This window comes from Luteimonas qiangzhengi, from assembly GCF_039548515.1.
GTDB lineage: Bacteria > Pseudomonadota > Gammaproteobacteria > Xanthomonadales > Xanthomonadaceae > Luteimonas.
In genome coordinates, this window is record NZ_JBCLVE010000005.1 from 80,452 (window position 1) to 98,410 (window position 17,959).

Annotated in this window: 19 protein-coding genes and 1 pseudogene; 12 read left to right on the forward strand and 8 right to left on the reverse strand. The window is 68.4% G+C overall.

The genetic code is table 11. The features are described from left to right. Position 1: 1 nt before the first annotated feature. Together WCE59_RS04395 and WCE59_RS04400 are read left to right on the forward strand one after the other, a co-directional pair. Complete coding sequence (locus WCE59_RS04395; protein ID WP_343257500.1) at positions 2 to 454, forward strand: acyl-CoA thioesterase; 453 nt, start codon at positions 2 to 4, stop codon at positions 452 to 454. Further along, positions 451 to 1,215 (forward strand): enoyl-CoA hydratase/isomerase family protein, encoded by a 765-nt coding sequence (locus WCE59_RS04400; protein ID WP_343257501.1) that lies wholly within the window; start codon positions 451 to 453, stop codon positions 1,213 to 1,215. Before WCE59_RS04395 ends, WCE59_RS04400 begins: the two co-directional genes overlap by 4 nt. Before the next feature lie 46 nt (positions 1,216 to 1,261). On the opposite strand, the gene WCE59_RS04405 is transcribed toward WCE59_RS04400, so the two are convergent. Both WCE59_RS04405 and WCE59_RS04410 read right to left on the reverse strand, forming a co-directional pair. Further along, positions 1,262 to 2,119 carry a sulfurtransferase gene (locus WCE59_RS04405; RefSeq protein WP_343257502.1) on the reverse strand — a complete coding sequence of 286 codons (858 nt, stop codon included), beginning with the start codon at positions 2,117 to 2,119 and terminating at the stop codon, positions 1,262 to 1,264. Next, positions 2,116 to 2,942, reverse strand: a pseudogene (locus tag WCE59_RS04410) (NUDIX hydrolase). The gene WCE59_RS04405 and the pseudogene WCE59_RS04410 overlap by 4 nt, the downstream one beginning before the upstream one ends. On the opposite strand from WCE59_RS04410, the gene WCE59_RS04415 reads away from it, so the two are divergent. Next, a complete protein-coding gene (locus WCE59_RS04415) occupies positions 2,859 to 3,089 on the forward strand; it encodes a hypothetical protein (protein ID WP_343257690.1) in 231 nt (76 codons plus the stop codon). The pseudogene WCE59_RS04410 and the gene WCE59_RS04415 overlap by 84 nt on opposite strands. Here the strand turns inward: WCE59_RS04415 and WCE59_RS04420 are convergent. Beyond that, the gene (locus WCE59_RS04420) at positions 3,082 to 3,783 is read right to left on the reverse strand and encodes an FKBP-type peptidyl-prolyl cis-trans isomerase N-terminal domain-containing protein (protein WP_343257503.1); all 702 of its coding nucleotides are present in this window, start codon (positions 3,781 to 3,783) and stop codon (positions 3,082 to 3,084) included. The two genes, WCE59_RS04415 and WCE59_RS04420, sit on opposite strands and share 8 nt — an antisense overlap. 197 nt (positions 3,784 to 3,980) lie before the next feature. Between WCE59_RS04420 and WCE59_RS04425 the strand changes: the two genes are divergently transcribed. From WCE59_RS04425 to mfd, 9 genes are all read left to right on the forward strand, one after another. Further along, positions 3,981 to 4,763 carry an enoyl-CoA hydratase/isomerase family protein gene (locus WCE59_RS04425; RefSeq protein ID WP_343257504.1) on the forward strand — a complete coding sequence of 261 codons (783 nt, stop codon included), beginning with the start codon at positions 3,981 to 3,983 and terminating at the stop codon, positions 4,761 to 4,763. Further along, entirely contained in the window at positions 4,760 to 5,098 is a 339-nt protein-coding gene (locus WCE59_RS04430) for a hypothetical protein (protein WP_343257505.1), read from the forward strand. Before WCE59_RS04425 ends, WCE59_RS04430 begins: the two co-directional genes overlap by 4 nt. Before the next feature lie 41 nt (positions 5,099 to 5,139). Continuing rightward, positions 5,140 to 5,784, forward strand: a complete 645-nt coding sequence (gene nth, locus WCE59_RS04435) for an endonuclease III (RefSeq protein ID WP_343257681.1) — start codon at positions 5,140 to 5,142, stop codon at positions 5,782 to 5,784. Between the two features lie 125 nt (positions 5,785 to 5,909). Continuing rightward, on the forward strand, positions 5,910 to 7,079 hold the full coding sequence (locus WCE59_RS04440) for an OprO/OprP family phosphate-selective porin (protein WP_343257506.1): 1,170 nt from the start codon (positions 5,910 to 5,912) through the stop codon (positions 7,077 to 7,079). Between the two features lie 111 nt (positions 7,080 to 7,190). Beyond that, positions 7,191 to 8,333, forward strand: coding sequence for a glycosyltransferase family 4 protein (locus WCE59_RS04445; RefSeq protein ID WP_343257507.1), 1,143 nt, complete (start codon positions 7,191 to 7,193; stop codon positions 8,331 to 8,333). After that, the gene (locus tag WCE59_RS04450) at positions 8,311 to 8,868 is read left to right on the forward strand and encodes a phosphatase PAP2 family protein (RefSeq protein WP_343257508.1); all 558 of its coding nucleotides are present in this window, start codon (positions 8,311 to 8,313) and stop codon (positions 8,866 to 8,868) included. The genes WCE59_RS04445 and WCE59_RS04450 overlap by 23 nt, the downstream gene beginning before the upstream one ends. A 46-nt stretch (positions 8,869 to 8,914) precedes the next feature. After that, entirely contained in the window at positions 8,915 to 9,772 is an 858-nt protein-coding gene (locus WCE59_RS04455; protein WP_343257509.1) for a 23S rRNA (adenine(2030)-N(6))-methyltransferase RlmJ, read from the forward strand. A gap of 108 nt (positions 9,773 to 9,880) precedes the next feature. Then, positions 9,881 to 10,426 carry a GNAT family N-acetyltransferase gene (locus tag WCE59_RS04460; RefSeq protein WP_343257510.1) on the forward strand — a complete coding sequence of 182 codons (546 nt, stop codon included), beginning with the start codon at positions 9,881 to 9,883 and terminating at the stop codon, positions 10,424 to 10,426. A 62-nt stretch (positions 10,427 to 10,488) separates the two neighbouring features. After that, on the forward strand, positions 10,489 to 14,001 hold the full coding sequence (gene mfd / locus WCE59_RS04465; RefSeq protein ID WP_343257511.1) for a transcription-repair coupling factor: 3,513 nt from the start codon (positions 10,489 to 10,491) through the stop codon (positions 13,999 to 14,001). A 31-nt stretch (positions 14,002 to 14,032) separates the two neighbouring features. Here the strand turns inward: mfd and WCE59_RS04470 are convergent, their stop codons facing one another. Genes WCE59_RS04470 through WCE59_RS04490 form a run of 5 tightly spaced genes read right to left on the reverse strand, consistent with a single transcriptional unit; the run spans position 14,033 to position 17,937 of the window. Beyond that, positions 14,033 to 14,689, reverse strand: a complete 657-nt coding sequence (locus WCE59_RS04470; protein ID WP_343257512.1) for a glycosyltransferase — start codon at positions 14,687 to 14,689, stop codon at positions 14,033 to 14,035. Next, positions 14,686 to 15,282 carry a class I SAM-dependent DNA methyltransferase gene (locus tag WCE59_RS04475; protein WP_343257513.1) on the reverse strand — a complete coding sequence of 199 codons (597 nt, stop codon included), beginning with the start codon at positions 15,280 to 15,282 and terminating at the stop codon, positions 14,686 to 14,688. Before WCE59_RS04475 ends, WCE59_RS04470 begins: the two co-directional genes overlap by 4 nt. Next, positions 15,279 to 16,034: a PIG-L deacetylase family protein gene (locus WCE59_RS04480; protein WP_343257514.1), complete on the reverse strand. Its 756-nt coding sequence runs from the start codon at positions 16,032 to 16,034 to the stop codon at positions 15,279 to 15,281. The genes WCE59_RS04475 and WCE59_RS04480 overlap by 4 nt, the downstream gene beginning before the upstream one ends. Then, on the reverse strand, positions 16,022 to 17,032 hold the full coding sequence (locus WCE59_RS04485; RefSeq protein WP_449284104.1) for an acyl-CoA dehydrogenase: 1,011 nt from the start codon (positions 17,030 to 17,032) through the stop codon (positions 16,022 to 16,024). Before WCE59_RS04485 ends, WCE59_RS04480 begins: the two co-directional genes overlap by 13 nt. Positions 17,033 to 17,046: 14 nt before the next feature. Beyond that, the gene (locus WCE59_RS04490; RefSeq protein WP_343257517.1) at positions 17,047 to 17,937 is read right to left on the reverse strand and encodes an Nmad3 family putative nucleotide modification protein; all 891 of its coding nucleotides are present in this window, start codon (positions 17,935 to 17,937) and stop codon (positions 17,047 to 17,049) included. Between the last annotated feature and the right edge of the window lie 22 nt (positions 17,938 to 17,959).

Consider the following 17,959-nt stretch of genomic DNA (forward strand, 5'->3'; position numbering starts at 1 on the left):
CATGAGCAACGTTTCCCAGGACCCTTCACAAGCCCCACTGTTCCAGATGCCGCTGAGCGTGCGCTGGCGCGACCTGGACGCTTTCAACCACGTCAACAACTCCAACTTCCTCACCTATCTGGAAGAGGCCCGGATCCGCTGGTTCGAGTCCCTGGATGAGGAGTGGGTCACCGAGGCCACCGCACCGCTGCTGGCCGCCGTGCAGATCAACTACCGCATGCCGATCCCGTACCCGTCCGAGCCGCTGGTGCAGCTGTACTGCGAGCGCCTGGGCAACAGCAGCGTCACCATCAGCCACCGCATTGTCAGCCCGGACGGCGCCACCCTGTATGCCGACGGCCACGTGGTGATGGTGTGGGTGGAACGCGCCTCGGGCCGCCCCACCCCGCTTCCCGACGCGGTGCGCCGCGCTGCCGCAGGGCCCGGCCCTGCCCACAACGAGGCATCCGCATGAGCGATCTGGTCCAGACCATCCACCACGGCCGCGTCCACGAGCTGCGGCTGGCCCGGCCGCCGGTCAACGCCATCAATCCGGCGCTGTGCCGGGCCCTGCGCGAGGCCATGGATAAGGCGATCGACAACGGCGCCGAAGGCCTGGTGCTCTCGGGCGGCCCGAAGGTCTTTTCCGCCGGTCTGGACGTACCGCTGCTGCTGTCGATCCAGGAAGACGGCGCCGCGCTGCATGACGCGTGGAATGATTTCTTTGACGCCGCTCGTGCGCTGGCCTCGTGCCCGGTACCAGTTGCGGCAGCTATCGCGGGCCATGCCCCGGCCGGCGGCTGCGTGCTGGCGCTGTGCTGCGACTGGCGGGTGATGGCCGAAGGCCCGTTCGCCATCGGTCTGAATGAAACCCAGGTGGGGATCGCCATTCCGCCGGGGATCATGCGCCTGATGCAGCGCACCGTAGGCATGCGCCAGGCAGAAGCCCTGCTGCTGGCAGGCGCGATGGTGCAGTCCACCCGGGCGCTTCAGATCGGCCTGGTCGATGAGCTGGCCGAAGTGGACAGCGTGGTGGCCCGCGCCGTCGAACGCATCGAGGGACTGCTCAGCCTGCCGCGGCAACCGATGCTGGCCACCCGCAAGCTGCTGCGGGCCGACCTGGTCGAAGCGGTGTCGCCGCAAAGCATGCAGCTGGAACAGTGCCTGCAATCCTGGCGCTCAGCCGACACCCAGCAGGCGCTGCGGGCAATGGTGGCGCGGATCGGAAAAGGCTGAGCCCGGTCCCGCCGAGCCTGTTGCAAGCGGGCCTGACATGGACCAATTACGGGCCGACGGCCACCGGGCGGGCACCGTCTTCGCTCCACCCGCTCCACGATCCGGTGTACAGCCGTGCACCGGGCAGGTCCGCATGGGCCATGGCCAGCAGGTGGTGGCAGGCGCTGACCCCGGAACCGCACATCACCGCCACCTGTTCCGCCTCGCGCCCGTCCATGAGCGCCAGGAAGTCCGCGCGCAGCTGCGCAGGCTCGCGCAGGCGTCCGTCAGCCCCCATGTTTTCATTGAACGGCCGGCTGGTGGCCCCGGGCACGTGTCCGGCTACCGGATCCATGGGCTCGACTTCACCGCGGAAGCGTTCGCCAGCGCGCGCATCCAGCAGCAACCCGCCTTCCTGCAGATGCGACTGGACCATGCCTGCATCCAGCAGCAGCGACGCATCGAACCCCGCCACATAGCGCGCCGGCGCAGGTACGCGCACCGCAGTCTCCACCGGCAGGCCCAATCCGTGCCAGCGCGTCCAGCCGCCATCCAGCACCGCCACCCGCGTATGACCCAGCGCGCGCAGCAGGAACCACAGCCGCGCCGCGAACGCCCCGTCGCCGCCGTCGTAGGCCACCACCTGGTGATGGGGAGTGATGCCCCAGGCGCCCAGACGGTTACACAGCTGCGCGGCAGCCGGCCACGGATGCCTGCCCGCACCGGTCCCGGGGGCCAGCGGGCCGGACAGGTCGCGATCCATATGGGCATGGACAGCGCCGGGCACGTGGCCCCGGGCAAATTCCGTGACGCCCAGCTCCGGATCGGCCAACGAGTGCCGGCAATCGACGACTATCAGGTCCTCATCGCCCAGCGCGGCGGCGAGGGCTTCGACCTGTATGAGGGTGGTGCATTGCAGATTCATGCGTCTTCTTCCTTCGCCACGCGCGCCAACCGCTCGCGCAGGTTGTAGAGGATAGACGCGGTCACCCCCCAGATGCGGTGTGGGGCATGGCCCACCCCGTGGCGGAACTCCAGCAGCGGGCGCCGGCGCCCGGCATATTCGATCTCGATCCGGCGCAGATTGCCCGGAGCAAGCAGGAAACCGAGTTCAACCTCGAACACTTCGGCCACCTCGCCCGGATCCGGCACCGGCACAAACGCGGCATCGATGGTGGCCACGGCAGGCATCACCCGGTAGCCGCTGATGGTGACGACCGGATCCAGCCAGCCCAGCGGTTGCGCCTGACCGGGGTCCAGGCCGATTTCCTCGCGCGCTTCACGCAGCGCGGCAGCCAGTGCATTTTGATCCACCGGCTCAATGCCGCCACCGGGGAAACTGACCTGGCCGGGGTGGTGCCGGAGCATTTCGGTACGCCGGGTCAGCAGCACCCGGGGACCCTCCGCACGCAGCACCAGCCCCACCAGTACCGCCGCCTCGCGGTGCACGTGGCCAGCGGGCAGCAGGTCCGCCACTTCGTCGCTGTTCCAGGCTTCGCTGGCGGGGGGCGACTGCAGCGGGTGCAGCGCCCGGGCCAGGACTGGCAGCGACGGATACGGGGTCACGTTCGCTGTGCTTCCCTTTCCGGGAGCACGGTTTCCATCAGATAAAGGCGCTCGTCATCACCCAGCTGGCTCCACAGGGCGATTTCACCGGCCGTGCGATGACAGCCCAGGCAGCTCCCCTCTTCATCAAGCGTGCAGACGCCGATGCAGGGGCTGAGGACAGCGCGGAAAGGGACATTCATGATGCTTGCACGACACCGGCGGAGCGCAAGCTCCACATTGAAAAAAAGCCGTGCCGGATTGCGCCGGCACGGCTGATTGCCTATCGCGCCGCATCCATCCACGCCAATCAGGCGCGGACGGCGGCGGCCGCAGCTTGGATCAGTTGATGCTGACCAGCTGTACTTCGAACACCACGGCCTGGTTCGGGCCGATCGGGGACTGCGGGGTGTCGCCGTAAGCCAGGCTCGAGGGCATCACCACTTCCCAGCGCGCGCCCGCCTGCATCAGGCCAACCGCTTCACGCAGACCGGCCAGGGGGATTTCGCTCACCCGGGTGTTGATCGGCCCACTCTCGCCATCCGGCCGCGGAGCGGTGGTGTCGATGAAGGTCTGGCCTTCCGGCAGGCTGGCCTTGTAGTGCACCTGCACCTGGCTGTCGGCCGACGGCGTGGCGCCGCTGCCGTTCTCGATCACCCGGTACTGCAGGCCGCTGGGCAGCGCCTGCACGCCGGACTGGCTGCGGTGCTGGGCCAGGAAGGCATCGCTCTTCGTCTTGTTCTCGGCCGAAGCCTGGTTGAAGGCCTCCTGGGCACGCGTCATCTGCCGCTGCTGCATGTTCTCGACGGCGGTACGCAGCTGCTCCACGGAAACCGTGGGATCGCGGCGTGCGTAGCCATCGCGCAGCGCCTGGATGACGGTGTCGACATCGATCTGCTCGCCGCTCTCAACCAGGTTCCGTCCAAGGTCGTAACCCAGCGCGTAGCTGAGCTGGCCCTGTTCGGTAGAGGTGTTCTGTGCCGCGGCAGTGCCAGCGGCAAAAGTCAGGGCCGCAACGGTGACGGCCAGAAAGCGCAACTTCATGCAGTGGTTCTCCAGAGTTTCCGGTGTTTCATGGGTGGGATCCAACCCGCGCCGGCGGCGGACCACCTGCGGTCGAACGCGTTAGGATAACGGCCCCGGGACTTAACTGTCACTGAGGGACAGCCACTGGGACTGGCCGAAAGCCGTGAAGTTCCCTGTCTTCGGCCTTGTTTAACAATTTTCGAACCAGAGTACTCATGAGCCATTCACCATTGCAGATCGAAGACCACGACGGCATCCGCGTGGTCACCGTCAACCGTCCCGACCGACTCAACGCGCTGAACGCGGCCACTCTGGACGCACTCCACGACGCGTTCGAGGACATTGCCAATGATCCCGCCGTGCGCGTTGCGGTGCTGACCGGCGCGGGCCCCAAGGCGTTCGTCGCCGGTGCCGATATTGCCGAAATGTCGGAATTCACCCCGATCCAGGCACGGGATTTCTCCCAGCGCGGCCAGCGCACCATGCGCCGGATCGAAACCCTCCCCAAGCCTGTGATCGCGATGATCAACGGCTTCGCCCTGGGCGGCGGCCTGGAGCTGGCCATGGCCTGCCATCTGCGGGTGGCCGCCGATACGGCAAAGATGGGCCAGCCGGAGATCAATCTCGGACTGGTACCGGGATTTGGCGGCACCCAGCGCCTGCTGCGCCTGGCCGGACGGGCCGCCACGCTGGAGCTGTGCCTGGTCGGCGCCCCGGTGGATGCAGCGCGCGCGATGCAGCTGGGCGTGGTCAACCGCGTGCTGCCTGCCGCGGAGCTGGAAGACGGCACCATGGCCATGGCCCGCCAGCTGGCCAAGGCGGCACCACTGGCCCTGCGCGGCATCCTCGATTGCGTGAATACCGGTGCGGAATGCGGGATCACCGAAGGGCTGGAATTTGAAACCGCCCAGTTCGGCCTGGTGTTCTCCACCGACGACATGCGCGAAGGCACTGGCGCATTCCTGGCCAAGCGCAAGCCGGAATTCAGCGGCAAGTGAGCAGCCAGGCCCAGGCCCGGCGACTGCTGGACCTGCTTGACCACGACCAGCTGGATGCGGCCATTGATGCCGGCCTGGCCGAGTTCGACCCTGCGGAGGGCCCACTGCCGGTCGGGGACCGCGAACGGCTGCAGGCGGCACGCGAAGGGCTGCTGCAGGCCTGGGCCGCGCGCAAGCGCCACCAGGCCCGCAACGCAAGGCTGGCCCGGCGGGCCGAAACCCTGCGTCGGCGCCGCGAAGCTGCGGCCCCGGCGCCCGACGGGCCCGGCCTGCCGGCGGCGGCGGCCGCCGCGCTGGAACGGGCACGCCAGCGTGCGCGGGGCGCCAGCAAGTGAGCACCACGCAGGATCCGCCGCGTCGACGCCGCGGCCGGCAGATGACCCGCATCGAAATCGGGGAGATGTTCTCCCGACTGCGTGAGCTCAATCCAAATCCCGAGACCGAGCTGGAATATTCCACGCCGTTCGAGCTGCTGATCGCGGTGCTGCTGTCCGCCCAGGCCACCGACGTGGGCGTCAACAAGGCCACCCGGCGCCTGTACCCGGTCGCCAACACGGCCCAGGCCATCCTGGATCTGGGTGAGGAAGAGGTGCGGCGCTACATCTCCACCATCGGTCTGTTCAACACCAAGGCCAAAAACGTGATGGCCACGTGCCGGATCCTGGTCGATCAGCACGGCGGCGAGGTGCCACGCGACCGCGACGCACTGGAAGCCCTGCCCGGTGTGGGTCGCAAGACCGCCAACGTGGTGCTCAACACCGCCTTCGGTGAGCCCACCATGGCAGTGGACACGCACATCTTCCGGGTCTCCAACCGCACCGGCCTGGCGCCCGGCAAGGACGTGCGTGCGGTCGAAGATGCGCTGCTGAAGCGAGTGCCGGCCGAATACCTGCTGGACGCGCACCACTGGCTGATCCTGCACGGCCGCTACGTGTGCAAGGCCCGCAAACCCGAGTGCCCGGCCTGCGTCATCCGCGACCTGTGCCGCTATCCGGACAAGACCCCCGGTGACGCTGACTGACACCGGAACGCTGCGGTCAACGCATCGACCCACAACACAGCGTCCGATGGATATGACGGGCTTTTGTCACAAAAGCGTCAGGCCGGCTTAATACAATGGTGATCTTTCCAAGCTAGGCCCTCCCCATGCCCCTCCCCCGCCCCCTGTTTGCGTTCATCAGCCTTGCGTTGCTGGTTTCCGCCGCCCCCCGCGCAGAAGCGGTCGACCTCGGCACCGTCGGCCCGTTCGAACTCGCGTTTGAAGGCATGCTGCAGGTAGACGGCTACCGCTACCGCGGAGACTGGAGCAGTGACAGCGACGACACCGATTTCCGCCGCGCCGAACTGGTGCTCAAGGGCCAGGGGCCGGGCGGGTTCGATTGGACCGTTGGTTATGACGCCCACGGGGACAATTGGCTCGACGTGAACGGCCGGCTCCGCTTTGCCGAAAACAGCCAATACGTGCGCGCGGGCCAGTTCAAGCAGCCGGTGGGCCTGGAGGAGCTGAGTTCCGCCAGCACCAACGACTTCATTTCCAAGGCCGCCGCCACCAATGTGTTCGCCGTCTCCCGGCGGCTGGGTGTGGGCTGGGGCCTGGACCGTGGCAACTGGAGCGTTGCCGGCAGCTGGTTTGATCGTGAAATGAGCCGTGGCGGGACGACAGGCCCAGGCCTGGCCGCCCGCGGCACCTGGGCACCTCTGCTTGGCGATGGCGAGGCCCTGCACCTGGGTCTGTCAGCAGCCCGGTTCGATGCACCGGACAGCGGAAGCAGGCTGCGGGCGCGGCCCCAGGCTGATCTGGCTGACCAGCGGCTGATTGATACCGGCCTGATGGGGGATGCCCAGCGGCAGCTGACGGTTGGCGCCGAAGCCGCGTGGTTCCGCGGCCCTGTGAAATTGCAGGCGGAGTGGTTCGAATCGCGCGTGGAACGTGCCATCGAACCCGATTTCGACGCCAGCGGCGGCTACGTCTCGGCGCTGTGGAATGTGTCCGGCGAGGGTTGGACCTATCGCGACGGCGTCATCCGCACCCCGACCGACGGCGATGGCAACGCCGGCCTGTGGCAGCTGGGGCTGCGCTGGGACCGCGTTGATCTGGACGACTATCGCGTCCTGTCCGGATCGACCGGAGTCGACGGAATCGCGGGCGGCAGCATGGACGCCCTGACCGTCGGCGTGAACTGGTACTGGAGCGAACGACTGAAGGTCGCGTTCAACTATGTGTTGGCCGATACCAGCCGCCGTGACGCGGCAACCGGAAGCATCCTTGACGTGGAGCCGGAGATTGCCAGCGCACGGGTGCAGCTGAACTGGTAGTCCCCGTACCGGGCAACGCCATCAATCAGGAACCGGCGTCATCTGGCGGTCACCTGACTGCAATACAGGCGACACCGCGCACGGACACTCTGGGCATAACTGGAGAGTCCGATGCACTACGCGATCGTTACCGAAACCTGGCCTCCCGAAATCAACGGGGTGGCCCTGACCGTTCGCGGCCTGCAGCAGGGTCTTCGCCGTCGTGGCCATCGCGTGGATGTGGTGCGCCCGCGCCAACATCCCGGGCACACGCCCGACGCGCATGAGCTGTTGGTCCGCGGGGTGCCCCTGCCCCACTATCCCGGGCTGAAATTCGGCCTGGCATCGGCACGCCGGCTGCGCCAGACCTGGTCCGAAGACCGCCCCGACGCCATCTACATTGCCACCGAAGGACCGCTGGGCTGGAGCGCACTGCGCGCAGCGCGGCGCCTGTCCATCCCGGTGGCCTCTGCGGTGCACACCCGCTTTGACCTGTACATGCGCGATTACGGATTGAGCTGGCTGGAGCGTCCGGCGCTGGGATGGATGCGGCGTTTCCACAACCGCTGCGATGCCACCCTGGTCCCGACCCGGGAACTGGAGCAGTTCCTGCAGCAGGTGGGCTTTGAACGGGTGCACAGGCTTGCACGGGCGGTGGACAGCACCCACTTCGACCCGGAACTGCGCGACCAGTCGCTGCGCCAGGCATGGGGCGTCGGCCACGAAGAAGCCGCGGTGATCCACGTGGGCCGGATCGCTGCGGAGAAAAACCTTGAGCTGGCCGTGCGGGCCTTCCGCGAGCTGCAGTCCCATCGGCCGCTGGCGCGCATGGTGTGGGTGGGCGATGGCCCGCAGCGGGCATCCATCCAGCGCGACAACCCCGACTTCATCTTCTGTGGGATCCAGCGCGGGGCCGATCTGGCACGCCATTTCGCCAGCGCCGACCTGTTCCTGTTTCCCAGCGTCTCGGAAACATTCGGCAACGTCACCCTGGAAGCCATGGCCAGCGGAATTCCCACCGTGGCTTTCAATTACGGCGCAGCAGGAGAGCACCTTGCCAATGGCGTCCACGGCGCCTGCGTGGACACTGAAACGCAGTTCATCCAGGCCGCCGCGCGCATCGGCAGCGACCGCCCGCTGCGTGAGGCCATGGGCCTGCGGGCACGGCAATCGGTCGCAGCCCTGCGTCCGCAGCGGGTGGCTGCGGAGTTTGATGCGCTGCTGCGCTCGATCGCCATGAAGGAGCGTGAAGATGCAACCGTTGCCACTGCGTAGCCGGCTGCTGGCCAGCGATTCGGGATGGTGCCTGGCCGCCAACCGCATGGCCGCCCGCCGGGCGGTGCGGGCATATTTCTGCACTGTCAGCCGCCTGGGCGATGGAGTGTTCTGGTACGTGCTGCTGGCCGCCATGATCCTGGTCGATGGCTTGGAAGGCCTGCGCGCATCGCTGCATCTTGCGGCAACGGGAGTGGTGGCCCTGAGCCTGTACAAGTGGCTCAAGCGTTGTACCCGGCGTCCCAGGCCATTCGCCTGCGACGTGCGCATCCGCGCCTGGACAGCGCCACTGGACGAGTTCAGCTTCCCCTCCGGGCATACCCTGCACGCAGTCACCTTCACCCTGGTGGCGTTGGCCCACTACCCGGCGCTGGGCTGGCTGCTGCTGCCGTTTACGGTCAGCGTGGCGGCTTCCCGGGTGTTCCTGGGCCTGCATTACCCCAGCGATGTGCTCGCCGCCACGGCCATCGCCTGCGCCCTGGCCGGCCTTTCGATCCGGCTTGCGCCGGGAGTGAGCCTGCTGGGCTGGGGATGAGCACAGCGATGCCCGTGCGCCGGTCGCAAATCGATACCATGGGCGGATGAATTACCGCCACGCTTTCCATGCCGGCAACCATGCCGATGTACTCAAGCACGTCGTGCTGCTTGCGCTGTGCGATGCGCTGACCGTGAAGCCCGCGCCCTGCTTCGCCCTGGACACCCACGCCGGCCGCGGCCTGTATCGGCTCGACGGCGCCCAGGCGGTCCGCACCGGCGAAGCCGAGGCAGGCGTGGCGAGACTCGGCGACGGAGCCGATGCGCCGGCACCCGTGCGCCGCTACCTGGACGCGATACAGGCCTGCCGCCAGCAACATGGTCCATCGGCGTACCCGGGCTCCCCGTGGCTGCTGGCGCACGCCCTGCGCGAACAGGACGCCATCGCCGGCTGCGAACTCCACCCGGAAGAGGCCCAGGCCCTGCGCGATGTGTTCCGCAACGAGCCGCGCATGTCGGTGCACGAGCGCGATGGCTATGCGGCCATGGGCGCGCTGCTGCCGCCGCGCATTGACGATGTCCGCTTTGCCCGCGGCCTGGTGCTGATCGACCCCCCTTACGAGCGCCAGCAGGTTGAATTCGACATTGCGCTGGCTGCGCTTGCCGAGGGTCTGCGGCGCTGGCCGCAGGCCTGCTACGCGCTGTGGTATCCGATCAAGCTGCGCCGCAGCCTGAACCCGTTCCTGCGCGCGGCGACAGCGCTCGACGCAAAATCCGTACTGACCTGCGAGCTACTGGTGCGCAGCGACGACTCGCCGCTGCGCATGAACGGCAGCGGCATGCTGTTGTTCAACCCGCCCTGGCAGCTGGACCGGACCCTGACGCCGGCCCTGTCGCATCTGCGATCGCACCTGGGCGAAGCCGGCGCCAACCATTCGGTCCGCTGGCTGCGCTCGCCACCGTGACAGGCATGCCATCGCGCCATCTCCACACGCGATCGCGTAGATATCGAGACGCTGTTCAGACAGCACCAGCCACACTGAACCCTTCACCCATGGCAGCAATGGATGCATATGGCCGCCAGAAATCGACTCCCCCCTTGGCACGATGAAGTCCGGCTCGCGAATGGCCGCGAGCTGCTGATTCGCCCCATCCGGCCCGACGATGCGGTGCCGATCCGGGCCGGATTCAGCCTGCTCCAGCCCGACCGCATCCGCCACCGTTTCCTGCAGGAAATGCGTGAGCTGACGCCGGACCTTGCCGACCGCCTGACCCGCCCCGATCCCCGCCACGCATTCGTCCTGGTGGCCGCCGAGAACCTGCCCCCGGGCGAAGCCCTGGTGGGCGCGGTGGCCCGCGTGGCAGCCGAGCCCGGCAGCGGTGACGCTGAATTCGAGATCCTGGTGGCGCAGTACATCGCCGGCATGGGCATTGGCCGCCAGCTGATGCTGCGCCTGGTGCGCTGGGCCAAGGGCAAGAAGCTGCAGCGCCTGTACGGCAGGGTGCCCGAAGAGAACGAACCGATGCTGTCACTGGCCGAATCACTCGGGTTCCAGCGCGAAGGCGCGGCCCAGGGCGGTCTGGTGCGGGTGGTGCTGGATCTGGAAGCCGAATCCTGAGGCGGTGTCCGGCCCCGGGCCGCTGACCCCCCGCAGTCGGGCGGTCTACAATAGGCGGTTCGATGAAATCCCCTACTCTTTCCGCCCCGCCGCTGCCACGCCGCGGCCAGCAGCGCGCCTGGTGGCGCGCGCCGGCCTCGCCCTCCGCCCTGGCCTGGGCGCTGTCCAGCGCTGCGCGCGCCCACGACCGGCCGCTGCTGGTGGTGGCCCGCGACAACCAGCACGCCCACCAGCTGGAAGGCGATCTGCGCACCCTGCTGGGCGAAGACGACACGCTGCCGCTGCTGCCGTTCCCCGACTGGGAAACGCTGCCCTACGACCAGTTCAGCCCGCACCCGGACATCATCAGCCAGCGCCTGGCCGCGCTGCACCGGTTGCCCACGCTGGAGCGCGGCATCGTGGTGGTGACCGTCTCCACGCTGATGCAGCGCCTGCCACCGCTGGGCTACGTGATTGGTCAGACCTTCGACCTCAAGGTCGGCGACGAGCTGGACCTGGACGCGGAAAAACGGCGTCTGGAATCGGCCGGCTACCGACACGTGCCCCAGGTGCTGGATCCGGGTGAATTCTCGGTGCGCGGCGGCCTGCTGGACGTCTTCCCCATGGGCGCGGCCACGCCGTTCCGGATCGAGCTGCTGGACACCGAGATCGAGTCGATCCGCTGCTTCGAACCCGAGAGCCAGCGCTCACTGGACAAGGTGGACGCGATTCACATGCTGCCTGGCCGCGAGGTGCCGCTGGACGACGCTTCGCGCGGGCTTGCCATGGATGCGCTGGTCGACCGCTTCGATCTGGACCAGCGCCGCAGCGCCCTGTTCCAGGACCTGAAAGCCGGGGTGGTTCCGGCCGGGGTTGAGTACTACCTGCCGCTGTTCTTCGCCGCGCCGCGCGAGCGGTTCGGCGCGGAGTCCACGCAGCCATCGACCGCGACCCTGTTCGACTATCTGGCTGCGGACGCGATCCCGGTGATCGCCCAGGGTGCGCTCGAAGCCGCCGACCGCTTCCACGAGCAGGTGGCGGAGCGCTACGAACAGCGCCGCCACGATGTGGAGCGTCCGCTGCTGCCGCCGGATGAGCTGTGGCTGTCGGCCGACGCCCTGCGCGAACGCCTCAATCGCGGCGAACGGGTGGAGATCGCCGATCAGGCCCATCCGCGCCATGCCGATGCCACCGCGCTGGGCGACCAGCCCGCGCCGGACCTTCCGCTGACCGTCCGCAATCAGGAACCGGCCGCTGCCCTCAAGTCGTTTTTGGCCAGCTATCCCGGCGCCGTGCTGATTGCCGCCGACAGCGCCGGGCGGCGCGAAGCGCTGCTTGAAATGCTGCAGCCGGCGGACCTCTCGCCGGTGGTGCTGACCGATTTCCCTGCTTTCCTGCAGCAGCCCACGGCGCCGGGCACGCCCGCGATCGCGGTGGCAGCGCTGGAGAATGGGTTCGCGCTGGATGAGCCGCGTTTGACCGTGCTCACCGAGCGCCAGCTGTTCCCGGAACGGGCCACGCAGCCGCGCCGCACCCGCCGCGCCGGGCGTGACCCGGAATCGATCGTGCGCGAGCTGGGCGAGCTGAACGAAGGCGCGCCCATCGTCCACGAGGACCACGGCGTGGGCCGCTACCGCGGCTTGGTGGTGCTGGAAGCCGGCGGCAGTCCCGCCGAATTTCTGGAGATCGAATACGCCAAGGGCGACCGCCTGTACGTGCCGGTTGCCCAGCTGCACCTGATCAACCGCTATTCCGGCGCCTCGCCGGAGACCGCCCCGCTGCATTCGCTGGGCGGCGAAGCGTGGACAAAAGCCAAGAAGAAGGCCGCCGAGAAGGTCCGCGACGTGGCCGCCGAGCTGCTGGAGATCCAGGCCAAGCGCATGGCCCGCCGCGGCCTGGCGCTGGATCTGGACCGGGCCGAGTACGAGCCGTTCGCGGCCGCGTTCCCTTTCGAGGAAACCCCGGACCAGCACGCCGCCATCGAAGCGGTGATCCGCGACCTGGCCTCCAGCCAGCCGATGGATCGCGTGGTCTGCGGTGACGTCGGCTTCGGCAAGACCGAGGTCGCGGTGCGCGCCGCGTTCGTGGCCGCCAACGCCGGCAAACAGGTGGCGGTGCTGGTGCCCACCACCCTGCTGGCCGAGCAGCACTACCGCAACTTCGCCGACCGCTTCGCCGACTGGCCGATCCGGGTGGAGGTGCTGTCACGATTCAAGAGCCCCAAGCAGATCAAGGCCGAGCTGGAGAAGCTGGAGCGCGGCGAAATCGACATCATCGTCGGCACCCACCGGCTGCTGCAGAAGGACGTGACGTTCAAGGATCTCGGCCTGGTGATCGTGGACGAGGAGCAGCGCTTCGGCGTGCGCCAGAAGGAGGCCCTGAAGGCCCTGCGCGCCAACGTGCACCTGCTCACCCTCACCGCCACCCCGATCCCGCGCACGCTCAACATGGCCATGGCCGGCATGCGTGACCTGTCGATCATTGCCACGCCGCCGGCGCATCGCATGGCGGTGCAGACATTCCTTGGCGAGTGGGACGGCGCGCTGTTGCGCGAGGCGTTCCAGCGCGAGCTGTCGCGCGGTGGCCAGGTGTACTTCCTGCACAACGACGTGGAAAGTATCGGCCGCATGCAGCGCGAGCTGCAGGAGCTGGTGCCTGATGCGCGGATCGGCATTGCCCACGGCCAGATGCCCGAGCGCGAGCTGGAAAAGGTGATGCTGGATTTCAACCGGCAGCGCTTCAACGTGCTGCTGTGCACGACCATCATCGAATCGGGCATCGATATTCCCAACGCCAACACCATCATCATCAACCGCGCCGACCGCTTCGGACTGGCCCAGCTGCACCAGCTGCGCGGACGCGTGGGCCGATCCCACCACCGCTCCTACGCGTATCTGCTGGTGCCGGACAAGCGCTCGATCACCGCGGATGCGAAAAAGCGTCTGGACGCGATTGCATCGATGGGCGAACTCGGCGCCGGCTTCACCCTGGCCACCCACGATCTTGAGATCCGCGGCGCCGGCGAACTGCTGGGCGAGGACCAGAGCGGTCAGATGGCCGAAGTCGGCTTCAGCCTGTACACCGAGCTGCTGGAGCGCGCGGTGCGCTCGATCAGGCAGGGCAAGCTGCCCGACGCCGACGAGCCGCCTGATCGCGGCGCCGAGGTGGAGCTGCACTCGCCCGCACTGATCCCCGAGGACTACCTGCCCGATGTGCACACCCGGCTGACGCTGTACAAGCGCATCAGCAGCGCCGCCGACCCCGGGGCCCTGCGCGAGCTGCAGGTGGAGATGATCGACCGCTTCGGGCTGCTGCCCGTGCAGGCCAAGACCCTGTTCACCGTGGCCGAGCTGAAGCTGCAGGCCACCGCGCTCGGCATCCGCAAGCTGGACCTGGGTGCCGGCGGCGGTCGGGTGGAGTTCGTGGAGAAGCCGAAGGTCGACCCGATGGCAGTGATCCGCCTGATCCAGGGCCAGCCCAAGCACTACCGCATGGACGGGCCGGACAAGCTGCGCATCAAGCTGGAGTTGCCTGAGGCCGAAGACCGGCTCAAGGCTGCGTGCGGGCTGCTGATCGCGCTGTCACCTTCGGGCTGATCCACTCCGCGGGCTCGCCCGTTCGGCAGACTCACGCCGCCGCTTCAAGCGCCAGCAGGTAGTCGCCGAACCCGTGCCGCGCGCGGGCGTCGCGCCGTGCGCTGGTCACCACCGCCGGCGTCGCCTGGCGCGCGATGCTGAAGCCGCTGCGCTGCAGCGCTTTGATCAGGGCGTGATCCTCGTGGGCGGTCAGCGGCGGGAATCCGCCCACGGCCCGGTACGCCCCAGCCGATATCCCGAGGTTGGCCCCGTGCACATGCGCGTGCCCGTCAACGTAATGCTCGCCGGCCAGGAAGGCGGCGCGCACGCAGGGGGCGAAATCAAGCCAGTCGGTGATGCGCACCGTGCCGCAGAACGCATCCGCGCCCGGGGCCAGCTGTGCCGAGAGCCAGTCGCGGGGCACACGGCTGTCGGCGTCGGTGGAGGCGATCCAGCGCGCTCCGGCATTGAGAAGTGCATCGGCCGCCACTGCGCGCGCGTGACCGACGCAGCGCGCACTGACCTGCACGGTGCTGACACCGAGGGCAGCGCAGACATGGGCGGTGGCGTCAGTGCAGGCGTCCAGCGCAACCAGCACTTCCACTTGCTCACCGGCCAAGGCCGGACACCTCGCCGCGGCCAGGATGGAGCGCAGGCAGTCGCCGATCAAGGCTTCCTCGTTGTGCGCAGGCACCAGCACGCCGATCATCGCAGGCCCTCGCGCTCGGCCAGCGAACGGGGCTCGCTGCTCCAGCAGTCCAGCACCACGTCCGCATCGTGGTAGCGGCTTGCTTCCACCAGACCGGGGATTGCCGCCAGTCGCGCGTGCACCGCCTGCGTGCTGCTTTGCCGCCCTTCGAACCCATGCCGCCAGTGGCAGGCAATCAGCACCGCCGCCGGCGCCAGGCTGGCTTGAAGCTTGCCGGAAAACGCATCCAACGCGGCGGCATCAAGGTAGTAGCCCACTTCACCCACCACCACCAGATCGAACTGTTCGTCCGGCCAGTCGCGCGGATGCTCCATCTGCCGGATCTGGACATGACCCATCCCGCCGCAACAGCGGCGTGCCTCCGCAACCGCCCGCGGATGCAGATCGGTGCCGAGCAGCGCATCGCAGCGTGCTGCCAGCGCCTGCGTCAGCTCACCATTGGCGCAGCCGATTTCCCAACCGCGCGCAAATGACGGCCGCGGCAAGGTGGCCAGCAGCAGCTCGCGCTTGCGCGCCTCATACCAGCGCGTGCGATAGCCGAAGGGATCGTCGCCCTCCTGCCAGACCCGGTCGAAATAGTGCGCCAGAGTCATGACAGGTAGACCTCGAACGGCCGCTGGAAGCGCTCGACGACGTGGGCAGGCAGGATCGGCGCGGACGGCGACGATCCACCCGGGTCCAGCTGCGTCGTGAAGCAGTCGATGGCGCGGCGCTTGAGGGCCAGCGTTTCCCGCTCCAGCGGCACACGGAACGCCTGGAAAGGCGGCTGGATCGCGTCCGGCTGCAGCCAGTGCCAGGCCCACACGGGATACCGCAGCAGGCGCGCGCCTGTTTGCCGCACCGAGGCCAGCGCAGCGCGCCCGACCGCGTCGTGGTCGGGATGGCCATCCCTTTCCCATGGCGCCAGCACGAGGTCATGAGGCTGCACGAAATCGCGCAGAGTTTGTTCAAGCTCGGCGCGCCGGCGGTCGATGCCGCCATCCGGAATACCCAGGCGCTGCACCTGCGCGCGGATGCCCAGCACGGCGAGTGCGCGCTCCACCTCCCGCGGACGCTCCTGCCGCAGCTGTTCCACCGGCCACGACGCGTCATCCGGGTAGCAGGCTTCGCCGTCGGTCACCGCCACCAAGTGCACCTCGAGCCCTGCACCGGTCGCAGCACGCATCAGGCCACCGCAGGCCAGCGTCTCGTCGTCGGGGTGAGGCGATATCACTACCAACCGGCGATGGCCGCGCAGTAATGTCGCGGCTGGCCGCTCCTGCAACTCGGCCAGCCAGGCCGATGTCCTCCAACCGGCCTCGTACTGGCCCGCGCCGACAATGCGCGGCAGTGCTACAGCGCCCATCGCGTCGTGGCCTCCATGTCTGCCACCTCGGTCCCCAGCGCAGCCCAGTCACGGTCCGCATGGCTCTGGCGGACGAACACGGTCAGGTCCGCGCAGCGCTGTGCATGTGCGCCATCGCGGCACAGCGGACCCGGCCCAAGGCTGCGGCCCGCCGCATCGAGCACTTCATGACAGACGCGCTCCACCGCCGAACGCACGCGCACCACCTCGCGCCGATGTGGCTGCGCCGGGGCGTCGTCGATCCGGGCCGCCAGCTCCCGCAGCAGCGCGCCCGCGCCGCCCAATGCCATGTCGCAGCGACCCAACGCTGCCGCCAGATGGGGATCGCGGGCGACACGCTCCGGGTCAGCCATGCGCTGCGCGATGGTCACGGCGGCTCCGTACCAGCAGGCCGCGATTCCGGCGCCGCCGTGCCAGAAGCCAGGACGCGCTACATAGCCGCCGGGCTCGCCGATACGTCGACAGGGAACGGCCTTGAACTCCACCGGGCCGCTCTCGATGGCGGCCATGCCGACCGCCTCCCAGCCCGTCTCCAGACAGGTCACCCCGGCATCGCGCATCTGCACCAGCACCAGCTGGCGCCCATCGCCCTCGCCAGCCGTGAGCAGCGCCGCATCGACAAAGCGCGCACCCGAACACCAGGGCTTGCGTCCGGTCAGGCGCGGGCCGTCAGAACCTTCTTCAATCCGCACCGTGACTTCAGGGCCTTCCGCCGCCCACACCGCCAGCAGGGTCGAATCATCCAGCTTCAAATCATCTACCGCCGCGGCACCCAGCTCGGCCAGGATCGCGAGTGCGTCATGATGTGCTTCGAGCACTTTGGCCAGCGCCAGGTCTTCCGCGCCCAGCGCGGCAAGTGCACGCCAGCGTGCCAGGGTCGCGCCGCCGCCAGGCAGGGACAACGCTCCCTCCGCACGCAGGCGATCGCGTGCGCGGCCTTCAAGCGGCGCATGGCTCGCGGGTGCTGGGATCGCTGGTGCAGGCTGGGAGGTCCACATGGACCCGAAGTTGATCAGTCCAACCGTGGTTGCCGCGTGAGTCGGGTGCCTGGGGCCACCAGCGTCCGCACCCAGGCCCGTGGCTCACTCTGCCCTTCCGTGTGCAGCACGAACTCCTGCCCCTTGGGCACGCTGCGCAATAGACAACGGCCGGGCTCCCGGCTCCAGCGGGCCGGATTGGCGTGATAGGTCAGCGGGTTGATTCCGGGCCCGGGATGGAACCATTCCGGCAGCGCCCACACGCTGCGGCTGGCACCGGTGGCCGTCAGCCGCAGCGCATCGGCGTAGTGGCTGAAGAAACCACCGCCGTGCCCCTGCGCTGCAAAAGCGGAGCGTTCGGGAGCGATATACAGCACGTTGTCAGCGCCGTGGTAATGCAGCGGATTTGCGACATGCGGGTGATCGGCAATCCACGGATGCCGATGCAGGCACTCGTCGCGCTCGCGCACGATCGGCAGCACTTCCGCCACCTCCAGCCAGCCGTGGAGCAGATGAAGATCCGGCGCGCCCGGCACGTACCTCCAGCGGCCTGCGTGCCGCTCTGTCTGCCGGAACCAGCCGAAAAACAGGAACACGGCGCCAGGCCCCACCCCCTGCCGCGCAAGATGCGACTGTGCCGCCCCGTTCTGTCCCAGCGCCGGACGCCAGCCCGGCAGCCGCAGGTCCGGGCGACGGTCAAGATCAGGATCCAGATGCACCCGCGTGCGGCGCGAATGGCGCCCGCCGGACAGGTCCCGCAGCAGCGGGCCCAGCGCGATGCCTTCGGCATTCAGGTCGCCGAGACGGAACGTATCCTGCGCGGCCGGGATCGGCAGCGGCAGCAGCCGCCCGTCCGGCAGGATCGGGCTGGCCATGCCGCCGTAACCCGAGTCGAAGCCCTTGCGCGACAGGATCAGCCTGCGCATGTCAGGCACGCATGGCACTGCG

What these genes read in the sequence shown, in the direction of transcription:
- WCE59_RS04395 (WP_343257500.1), top strand. Translation starts at nt 2, where the DNA reads ATGAGCAACGTTTCCCAGGACCCTTCACAAGCCCCACTGTTCCAGATG.
- WCE59_RS04400 (WP_343257501.1), top strand. Translation starts at nt 451, where the DNA reads ATGAGCGATCTGGTCCAGACCATCCACCACGGCCGCGTCCACGAGCTG.
- WCE59_RS04405 (WP_343257502.1), bottom strand. Translation starts at nt 2,119, where the DNA reads ATGAATCTGCAATGCACCACCCTCATACAGGTCGAAGCCCTCGCCGCC.
- WCE59_RS04415 (WP_343257690.1), top strand. Translation starts at nt 2,859, where the DNA reads ATGACAGCCCAGGCAGCTCCCCTCTTCATCAAGCGTGCAGACGCCGAT.
- WCE59_RS04420 (WP_343257503.1), bottom strand. Translation starts at nt 3,783, where the DNA reads ATGAAGTTGCGCTTTCTGGCCGTCACCGTTGCGGCCCTGACTTTTGCC.
- WCE59_RS04425 (WP_343257504.1), top strand. Translation starts at nt 3,981, where the DNA reads ATGAGCCATTCACCATTGCAGATCGAAGACCACGACGGCATCCGCGTG.
- nth (WP_343257681.1), top strand. Translation starts at nt 5,140, where the DNA reads ATGACCCGCATCGAAATCGGGGAGATGTTCTCCCGACTGCGTGAGCTC.
- WCE59_RS04440 (WP_343257506.1), top strand. Translation starts at nt 5,910, where the DNA reads ATGCCCCTCCCCCGCCCCCTGTTTGCGTTCATCAGCCTTGCGTTGCTG.
- WCE59_RS04445 (WP_343257507.1), top strand. Translation starts at nt 7,191, where the DNA reads ATGCACTACGCGATCGTTACCGAAACCTGGCCTCCCGAAATCAACGGG.
- WCE59_RS04450 (WP_343257508.1), top strand. Translation starts at nt 8,311, where the DNA reads ATGCAACCGTTGCCACTGCGTAGCCGGCTGCTGGCCAGCGATTCGGGA.
- WCE59_RS04455 (WP_343257509.1), top strand. Translation starts at nt 8,915, where the DNA reads ATGAATTACCGCCACGCTTTCCATGCCGGCAACCATGCCGATGTACTC.
- WCE59_RS04460 (WP_343257510.1), top strand. Translation starts at nt 9,881, where the DNA reads ATGGCCGCCAGAAATCGACTCCCCCCTTGGCACGATGAAGTCCGGCTC.
- mfd (WP_343257511.1), top strand. Translation starts at nt 10,489, where the DNA reads ATGAAATCCCCTACTCTTTCCGCCCCGCCGCTGCCACGCCGCGGCCAG.
- WCE59_RS04470 (WP_343257512.1), bottom strand. Translation starts at nt 14,689, where the DNA reads ATGATCGGCGTGCTGGTGCCTGCGCACAACGAGGAAGCCTTGATCGGC.
- WCE59_RS04475 (WP_343257513.1), bottom strand. Translation starts at nt 15,282, where the DNA reads ATGACTCTGGCGCACTATTTCGACCGGGTCTGGCAGGAGGGCGACGAT.
- WCE59_RS04480 (WP_343257514.1), bottom strand. Translation starts at nt 16,034, where the DNA reads ATGGGCGCTGTAGCACTGCCGCGCATTGTCGGCGCGGGCCAGTACGAG.
- WCE59_RS04485 (WP_449284104.1), bottom strand. Translation starts at nt 17,032, where the DNA reads ATGTGGACCTCCCAGCCTGCACCAGCGATCCCAGCACCCGCGAGCCAT.
- WCE59_RS04490 (WP_343257517.1), bottom strand. Translation starts at nt 17,937, where the DNA reads ATGCGCAGGCTGATCCTGTCGCGCAAGGGCTTCGACTCGGGTTACGGC.